6 protein-coding genes are annotated in these 6177 nt (G+C 58.0%); 1 reads left to right on the top strand and 5 read right to left on the bottom strand.

Translation table 11 applies throughout. From position 1 onward, the window contains the following. Positions 1-2 precede the first annotated feature (2 nt). Positions 3-1442: a hypothetical protein gene (locus B3C64_RS08565; RefSeq protein ID WP_291535062.1), complete on the top strand. Its 1440-nt coding sequence runs from the start codon at positions 3-5 to the stop codon at positions 1440-1442. Between the two features lie 9 nt (positions 1443-1451). Here the strand turns inward: B3C64_RS08565 and B3C64_RS08570 are convergent, their stop codons facing one another. From B3C64_RS08570 to B3C64_RS08590, 5 genes are all read right to left on the bottom strand, one after another. After that, complete coding sequence (locus tag B3C64_RS08570) at positions 1452-2957, bottom strand: polysaccharide biosynthesis tyrosine autokinase (RefSeq protein ID WP_414632191.1); 1506 nt, start codon at positions 2955-2957, stop codon at positions 1452-1454. A 232-nt stretch (positions 2958-3189) separates the two neighbouring features. Continuing rightward, a complete protein-coding gene (locus B3C64_RS08575) occupies positions 3190-3723 on the bottom strand; it encodes a low molecular weight phosphatase family protein (protein ID WP_291535065.1) in 534 nt (177 codons plus the stop codon). 124 nt (positions 3724-3847) lie between these two features. Then, positions 3848-4381, bottom strand: coding sequence for a hypothetical protein (locus tag B3C64_RS08580; RefSeq protein ID WP_291535067.1), 534 nt, complete (start codon positions 4379-4381; stop codon positions 3848-3850). Positions 4382-4785: 404 nt separating this feature from the next. Further along, a complete protein-coding gene (locus B3C64_RS08585; RefSeq protein WP_291535068.1) occupies positions 4786-4992 on the bottom strand; it encodes a helix-turn-helix transcriptional regulator in 207 nt (68 codons plus the stop codon). Further along, complete coding sequence (locus B3C64_RS08590) at positions 4982-5290, bottom strand: hypothetical protein (RefSeq protein WP_291535069.1); 309 nt, start codon at positions 5288-5290, stop codon at positions 4982-4984. The genes B3C64_RS08585 and B3C64_RS08590 overlap by 11 nt, the downstream gene beginning before the upstream one ends. Between the last annotated feature and the right edge of the window lie 887 nt (positions 5291-6177).

Below are 6177 nucleotides of genomic sequence, written 5' to 3' on the forward strand. Positions count from 1 at the left end.
TGCTGCTCGCCATCGCCTTTCTACCGGTGGACGGCACCACGCTCGGTCTGTACGCGCCGTTCTGGTCGCCGATCAGCCCCGCGCTGTTCGCGGTATATTGCCTATGCAACCGGCGGCAGCTGTGCATCGTGGCGAACCGGTATCTGCCTATGTTCCTGTTGCCAGTGGCCTGCATCATGCTGTCCATTCCAGGATGGCTGAGATTCGGCCTTCACCGGAACGCGGCGTTCATGAGCGTCACCGGACTGCTCGGCGTGCTCGCCACGCTCGGCGCGCTCGCCATCGCGTTCGAGGTCGAACGCATTCCCTGGCGCATGCCGTTGCGCATCCTCATCGCATCCTACTGGTTCTCGTTCAGTGTGGGCGTCGTTCAATGGTTGTCGGTGCATCTGCATATCACCCCGCTGATCAACTATTTCGAACATCTCATGTATCGGCAGTATGTCAGTGACGGCTCGGTGTGGGGCGGCGGACGTCCGCAATTCCTGTTCGCGGAACCCAGCTACATCGGCATGCATCTGTTCGGCATACTGCTACCGCTGATGTGGCTGATGCGCAGGCGTGACCGGATTTACGCGAAGCGGTTGCGTGATCTCATCGTCGTGTACATGATAGGCGCAGTGCTCATGCAGGCCGGCACCAGAATCGTCATCGATTCGGTGGTGGCGTTGCTGATTGTGATCGTCGTCCATAATACGTGGCATGACAAACGGCAGCGATTGCGGGGCATCGCGCAGGTGCTCGGCGTGTGCGGGCTTGGATTGCTCGGCGTACTTGCGGATTCCAGGCTTTCATCGATCGCCGAGAATGGTGCCGAGGGCGATGGTTCGTTCTTCGCACGAATCTATCAAAGCCTCGATCCGTTGTGCGGATTGATCGCCCATCCTTGGACCGTTCTTACCGGTTATGGCGCGGGCAACATCATCAATGCCATGCAGGCCGGTGCCGCCAAGGCAGAGCAATTACTGAACAGCAGGGGGATGAATGGTGAAGCCGCTATGAGCTTCGCCACGGGGTCGAATGCCGACAATGTATGGACCATGTGCGCGTACACGAGTGTGATTACCGAATATGGACTGATCGGTATGGCATTGCTGGTCGTCACGTCCGTGGCATGTGCCGCGCGTATACGAAACGTGCGGGCCTTCGCCGGCATCCATGGGTCTGACATTCATGGATGCGTGCAGGAGACCGGCATTCGTAGGAGTGGCGTCGATGCGACGGCCGTCGTGGTTGAGGGCGATGCATCATCGCAGGGCGGTGGGCGCCGTAAAACCGTCGTTTGCTGGTTCGTGCTGCTGGTATACCTGTACATCCAATGCGAGAACTACGCGTTCGCTGCGTTGCCGTTGTTCATCTTCGCCGCTGAAAAATCCGATCGGAATGATTGTAGTCGTAAAAGAGAAATGGGTGGGAAAATCCCACCCATTTCTATGCGCTAACTGACGTGATCAGGCCGTGCGACGCCCCTTGGCCTTGCTCTTCGGACGGTGCTTGTGCGCCTTGCGGCCCTTTGCCTTGTCGTCATAGTAATAGTAGTAGTTATCGTTCTGCGGTGTCTTGCGTTCCTTTTCGAGGTTGAACACGAAACCGGTCACCGGCACATTGAGGTTTTCCAGCTGAATGGCGATATCCTTCAGGTCGCGCTTCATGGTGACATCGCGGCCGGAGACCATGACCACGCCATCGCTCTTCGCGCCGAACACCGCGGCGTCATTGGCGACCACCATCGGGGAGGTATCCACGATCACGTAATCGTAGGTGTGCAAAGCCATGTCGAGCAATTCCGTCATGGTCTTGGAATTCAGCAGCATCGAGGCGTTCGGCGGCTTGGGGCCGGCCGGCATGATGTGCAGATTCGGTTTCCAATAACGCTGGACGACGTCCTTTACCATGGCCTGTCCGGAAAGAACATGCGCCAGGCCCGCGCCGCCTTCCAGTCCAAGACGATCGGCTACGGAAGGATGGCGCAGGTCGGCGTCGATGAGCAGCACCTTGGCGCCGTTTTCGGCAAGCGCCGCCGCAAGGTTCACGGAAACCGTGGTTTTGCCGTCGAAAGGATCGCAGGAGGTGATGACGATCATGCGGGCGTCGCTGCCTTCGATTTTCGACGTGAACGACAGATTCGTACGGATACGGCGGAATTCCTCGGCGATTCTGCTGGATGGCGCAGATACGACAATCGGCCTGTTGTCCTTCAGACTGTCATCAGCGGGGATACGGCCCATGATCGGAGCGTTGATGATGTCTTGCAGATCGCTGGCCTCTTCCACACGCGTGGTCATGAGGTCGCGAATCAGTGTCGCGAATATGCCGAGGACCAGTCCTCCGACCAGTCCGATGGCCAGATACAGGGTGACTTTCGGAGAACTCGGCGCCGCGGGCTCGGTGGCGCGTTGCACCACCGAGAGCTTCACCGGTGATTCCTTGCCGGATGCGTACAGCGACTTCTCCACCACATTGCTCAGTGATTTCGCCACGCTGTTGGCGATGTCCGCGGCCTGCTTCGGATCGCCGCTTTGCGCGGTGATGTTGACGAATGCGGTGTCCGTGGGATTCGTGACGTTGAGCTGCCCTGCTAACCCGGCGACCGTGGTGTCGAGGCCGAGCTCGTCGATGACGGGTTCCAGCACGGATTCCGTGGTGGCCAACGTCGGATACGACTGGATCTGGTTGGTGATGTATGTGCTGGCGCTGTTGATGTTTGAGATATTGTTGTCCACGGAGGCTTCGCTATAGGTGGCGAACACCTGGGAGGTGGCCGAGTATTTGGGCGGTGTCAGGAATGTGTACGCGCAGGTCGCTATGAACACCACGACGAATGTGATGATGCCGATCAATAGGTGTTTGCGGATGATACGGAATAAATCCATCAGCGTGATGCCGTTGTCTTCCGTATCCGTAGGCTCGACTACGACTTGGCTTGTTTGTGGCGCATTGCTTTCTGCGGCGGCCATGTTTCCCCTCAATGATTCTCTGATTGACGCATCCGCGTCATATTGCACAGCATCATGCTAGCAAGCACCACCCCCATGACGGGGAATCCATGGGGTAGGAGGGTGCTGATTGCGTGAAGGGCGTCGTTTTCGCGGGGCGGTATGTCCGCGCCTGGCAAAAATGACGTCTGTCTGTTCGGTCTCGATGGCCTTCTTCGCGCTGCCCGGCATCGTGCTTCGTGGCAGAGAAAGGTCAGTCGGTGGCGGCCCTTATGGTTTGCAGAGCGTCGCAGATTTCGTTGTATGCGGCCTCGTACACCGCGAAATCCTTGCCGTTGGGGTCTTCCACATTGTTGGTGTCGGGAATCATCGGACGAATCAGTCCGGCGTTGTCGATGACCGATTCGATGCGGTCCTCACGCGTTTCGCCTTCGATGTAGCCGTGCGTCTTGCAGTATGCGCACATGTTGGCGAAGTCGTTGATGAGGAAGGTTTTGCGCGCTGCGGTCGGGGCGATGACCGAGATCTCCCTGCGCTGGCTGTGCTCGAAACACAGAATGAGATCGCTGTCATGGGCGATTTGCGGCGTGATGCGCTTCGACCGGAACATGCTCGAGGGGATGCCGTGCATGGTCATCAACCGTTCGCTGCCGCGGGCGATGGCGTGCGAATCGAGTCCGCGGGTCCCCGCGCTGTCCGATTCGAGTTCGGGCATGTATCGGGGCAGCATCAATTCCGCCATGGGGGAGCGGCATATATTGCCGGTGCAGACAAACAGAACCTTCATTGCGTTCCTTTCCGAAATGCGCTGTATGGGTTGCGCGGTTGTGCGCCACGGTTATGCAAAAAGAAGCCCGGGAAAGTCCCGGGCTTCTTTTTGCGCTAGAAGCCTTGCGGCCTCAAATCGATGTTCAGCGAGTGGTCTTGCGCGCGGCCACCAGAGCGATACCTGCGGCTGCCAGCATCAGGACGACCACTGCGAACGGAAGCACTGCCGCACCGGTCTGGGCGACGGTGTTGCTGGAAGCTGCGTTGCTGGCCGAACCCTCACCGGTCGCGGCCACGGTGACGGAAGCGGTCGCCAGCGGCGAACCGGTCGGGTTGCCCGCCGCGTCGACGGCGAAAACCGAGGAGCTGATGGTTCCCGCGAAGCCGGCCTTGATGGTGTAGGTGGCGGTCAGCGTGCCGTCCGCGTGGGCGGCGGCGACGTTGGAGTACTTGGTGGCGGCGAGCGTGACGTGCTCCACGTTGGTGTCATCGTAGGAGACCACGTAGTTCTTGCCCGGAGTCAGGTTCTTGAACGTGAACGTGGCGGTGGTGCCGGAAACGGTACCTGCGCCGGTGACGCCGTAGTTGTTGTCCGCAGCCATGGCGGAGTTGGCCGCGAAGCCAAAGCCGAACACTGCTGCGATAGTGGCGAGAATAGCGACGAGCTTCTTCTTCATGATCGCATTTCCTTTCTTATGCTTTCGACATGTGGTGGGGAAATCCCTCAATGGGGTTACCCCTGCCTTCTGGACATTCAATATAAAGCGTTGGGGCAACCGGAAAAATCGGCCGTGTGACGGCAATCGCACATTTGTGATTTCAATGTCTCACCGTGCGACGCCTTTCGCACATGCACTGTTTGCTGCATGTTTCGTAAAAACGTTGGAATTCCAGCGACTTTCGGCGGAATTTGAAAACGACGCGCCATTGTGTCCACAATGTGGTCATATACGATGCGTTTTCGTGAAAGCGTTCCCGCAGCAAGCGGATGGGACGCGTGCCGTACCCCCTGAGTGCCGTACCCCCATGAGCCGATCAAGTGCGTTTCCGTACCGATGGAGGCACATGCCGCATTTCCGGGTCAGTCGTTGTCTTCGTCGTCGAAACTGAACAGATCCTCGACCGTGGTGTCGAACACCTTCGCCAGATCCATGGCGAGACGCAACGAAGGGCAGTATTGGCCCTGCTCCAGTCGGCCTATCGTTTCGCGACGCACGTCAACCAAATCGGCGAGATCGGATTGCTTCATGCCCCGTTCCATGCGACGCAGTTTCAGATTAGTCTTCATCGTTGTCGCCGCCTTCGTGTTCAAGCCACAGGTATCGGGCGTCGGCGACCGCCAAAGCGAATACCGCGAGCGTCGGCAGCAGCATGGATGGCAATGCGTAGATGGTGCGCCTCGCCAGCGAAAGGATCGTGGCCGCGAAACCGAACACCACCATCAGTATCACCATGAAAAAGAAGGTGAAACGGATGGCGGAGTCCTGATGCTCGTCGGAAAGCTCGTCCCGCCGTGGATGGGTTTTGCTGAAGATGCGGGCGACCCAGATTTCGCCGCAGATCCATACCAAAGAGATCAATGACATGAGAATGATTCCCGGCCAGGTGTCGTGCTGGAACAGTTGCGTCGCACATGCTATGGTGCCGATGCATTCGACGATTGTGCGAAACAGGATATATCGGTTGAAGGTCATGTTGCCTCTTCTTGGATTTTCGCATGCGTGGCCGGTTCTGGCGGCCTGCATGTTCTTCTTCCGCATGCCATACATGCCGCACCATGCGGACCTGCTATGCCATGTGCCGTTGGGGGTGCACCCGTATAGGTGACGGTGCAAGACCATTCTACAGGCCCGCTGTGGAGCAACGAAGAGGTATGTGGGGGCTTATGAGTGACATGGGGTGTTGCGAGGCGGGGCGATACGAAGTAACCGATTAGCTCTTGCAATGCATGGGAAAATTTGTTGGGGGGGGGTATTTCGTTGAAAATACTTGGGAGTTCGCTGATTTTCTCTCCGTAGAGGGTAATAAAAAGCAATATGAGGAAATCAATGTTTTTGTCGGGGGTATGCAATACTTTTCATACGTAAAAGAGAATTGCGGGTGAGGGGGTAAAGAGGTAGGTATGTACGAGGGTGAATCCGGTCAGCTCGAAGAGGCGCAGGGGCGTGCGTATGCCGTTTTCGCAGGCAAGCACGACGATGCCGGGCAAGGGCGGTCTCGCGCATCACGGCATAAGTCCCGACGGGATTGGGACGACGAGTCACGTTTCGCTGCGGGCGCCCCGATCGAGACCACGGCGGACTCGTCGGCTCGTCAGGATTCTTCGGCTCGCACCTCGGCGAACGTGAAGTCTGGTTTCCATCCGCGGCCCGAGATGATGACCTTTTCGAACAATCCGTTCCTGGTCGGCGGCTCGGCGTATGCGCGCACGAAGGTTTTCCGCGCGCCCTCGTGGAGGTATTGGTTCGTTTTC

This window comes from Bifidobacterium sp. UBA6881 (genome assembly GCA_002451435.1).
Taxonomy (GTDB): Bacteria; Actinomycetota; Actinomycetes; order Actinomycetales; family Bifidobacteriaceae; genus Bifidobacterium.